This is a genomic window from Desulfobulbaceae bacterium (assembly GCA_015231515.1).
Lineage (GTDB): Bacteria > Desulfobacterota > Desulfobulbia > Desulfobulbales > VMSU01 > JADGBM01.
In genome coordinates this window covers 1-2,372 of the sequence record JADGBM010000215.1, presented here as the reverse complement: position 1 = coordinate 2,372, position 2,372 = coordinate 1, and the positions used below count along the sequence as shown (strand labels likewise).

The window sequence follows — 2,372 nt, the reverse complement described above, 5'->3', positions numbered from 1 at the left end:
CCGCCCAGACCTATGAATCTCTACAGGGCCCCAGCCATGCCCGGGAGGTCGGCTGGGCTCTGGGCACTTTTCATTCACTGGTCAGCGATCTGCCGACCGAAACATTAGCCGACACACTACCCGGATTCCACAACACACCACGGTATCTGGAGGCCTTTCACAATGCCCTGGCGAGTTCAACGAAAACCACCTCAGCAGAAGTAAAATTCTGTCTGAATTTTATTGAGAAACAGATCATATATGCCCCTGTTTTAGAAGAGGCAAAGCACAGCAAAAAACTCTTTGACCGCCCGATCCACGGAGATCCCAAGGTCAGCAACATCATGATCAGCAAAAACTCCGGCCTGGCTGTCAGCATCATTGATTTAGATACAGTCAAGCCTGGACTTATTCATTATGACATTGGCGACTGCCTCCGGTCCGGTTGCAACTTACGGGGCGAAGAGTCAGATTCCACTGAACAGGTTTGTTTCGATCTGGACCTGTGCCGTGAAATTTTAACCGGCTATCTCAGTCAGGCTACAAACTTTTTAACAAAACACGACCGTGAATATATCTTTGAGGCAGCACGAATCATCTCTTTTGAGCTTGGCCTTCGCTACTTTACTGACTATCTAAACAATAACATCTATTTTAAAGTCAGCTCACCAACACAAAATCTACAGCGGGCACTTGTCCAGTTCCACCTTACCGAAAGCATAGAGCGCCAGGAAAAGGGCATTAAAGCTTTACTTACTGACCTCCTGTAGCCATTAGTACCACACCTAAACAATTTTTTCGTTTTCTCCTTATACGAGTCATGGTACAACTTTGCTATTGACAGTGGCTCAAATTACACTTAGTTTAATTAGTAATAATTACTACAAGGAGGGTATATGAAAGTAATAATAGATAAAAATGTTGTCGAGTTTTCGCCAGAAAATGGCCAAGAAACTGCCTCAATGGAGACTCTTTGGAGAATGATCATTGATTGTGCCGGTGAGAGTAAAAAACTGACGCCAATTGGCGAGTACATTCCATCGAAACAAAACCTGCTGCGTTTTACTATTGAAGGAGTGCCCGGCGGCAAAACCGTTATGTCCGACCAGACTTCCGCGGCCGATTGCACCTACCTTTGTGCGGTATGCAATAAGTATATGAATGTTAAATCTGGTGATTCAGTGCCGTACTGCTGCGGAGCGGTCATGGAAGCGATTGATTAATGGCGTGGAAAACAATACCTGTCTAAACACCAAAAGAGGAGGAGAATGATGCAAAAATGGGAATGCCCTTGCGGCTATATTTACGATCCGGCTGAAGGCGATTACGAACACGGAGTTGACCCGAATACCGCCTGGGAAGACCTGCCTGACGACTGGGTCTGTCCTAAATGCGGTGCCGAAAAAGATGCTTTTTGGGAAGCCTGATCAATATAACCTGAGAAGACACTAACCCACAAAGGCGTCCTGATGTCCAGGGCGCCTTTTCTGCTTCTTGCCAATCGCCTTGCCAATAATTCACCAAAATGAACTGCAACTGATGGCCCCGTCAAATCTCTCCGCTAGCCAGCACACACAGATCCAAGACAAACTCCTAGCCTGGTTTTCAAAGAATGCACGCCTGCTGCCATGGCGCCATAGCTATGATCCATATCATGTCTGGCTGTCTGAAGTTATGCTGCAACAGACCCAGATGGACAGAGTCATTCACTATTTCAATACCTGGGTCAACAGGTTTCCTTCCCTGGAAAGTGTCGCGAAGGCCGATGAAAACGAGTTACTCAAACTCTGGGAAGGTCTTGGTTATTACTCGCGGGTACGAAACTTTCAGAAAGCAGCACAACGTGTCTGTTGCAATGGCGGCACAGTCCCCTCCTCTTTTACGGACCTTATAACCCTGCCCGGCATCGGAAAATATACGGCCGGGGCCATACTAAGCATCGCTTTTCAGAAAAACTATCCGGTGGTAGACGGAAATGTTGAACGCGTCTTTGCCCGAATGTTTGCCATAGAAACTCCTATAAAAAGCAGTGAGGGCCAAAAACGTGTCTGGGCTCTGGCCGAGGCACTATTGCCCGAGGGCAAGTCTCGGCAATGGAATCAGGCGCTTATGGAACTCGGCGCTCTGGTCTGCAAAAAAAGCAAACCTGACTGCCAACTCTGTCCTTTGGGTAAACAGTGCCAGGCCCATCTCTCCGGGACTACTTCCCTGCATCCTGTGGCAGGGAAAAGCATGACGACCATAGCCATTTCATTTGTGGCGGCGGTTATTGTCCATCAAAAGATGATTTACATTCAGAAACGCCTGGCAGACGCAACATGGGGAAACCTTTGGGAGTTTCCCGGCGGCCATCTTGAGATAAATGAAACCCCGGACCAGGGGGCTCTGCGCGA

General features: G+C 47.9%; 4 protein-coding genes. All 4 read left to right on the top strand.

Annotated elements, in window-relative coordinates; translation table 11 throughout:
- Window positions 1–749, top strand: a 749-nt coding sequence (locus tag HQK80_16450) for a phosphotransferase (GenBank protein MBF0223781.1), incomplete at its 5' end; no start/stop codon positions are given.
- Between the two features lie 126 nt (window positions 750–875).
- Window positions 876–1,202: a hypothetical protein gene (locus HQK80_16445; GenBank protein MBF0223780.1), complete on the top strand. Its 327-nt coding sequence runs from the start codon at window positions 876–878 to the stop codon at window positions 1,200–1,202.
- A 48-nt stretch (window positions 1,203–1,250) separates the two neighbouring features.
- A complete protein-coding gene (locus tag HQK80_16440) occupies window positions 1,251–1,406 on the top strand; it encodes a rubredoxin (protein ID MBF0223779.1) in 156 nt (51 codons plus the stop codon).
- A gap of 79 nt (window positions 1,407–1,485) precedes the next feature.
- On the top strand, window positions 1,486–2,372 hold an 887-nt coding region (mutY, locus tag HQK80_16435), incomplete at its 3' end, for an A/G-specific adenine glycosylase (protein ID MBF0223778.1).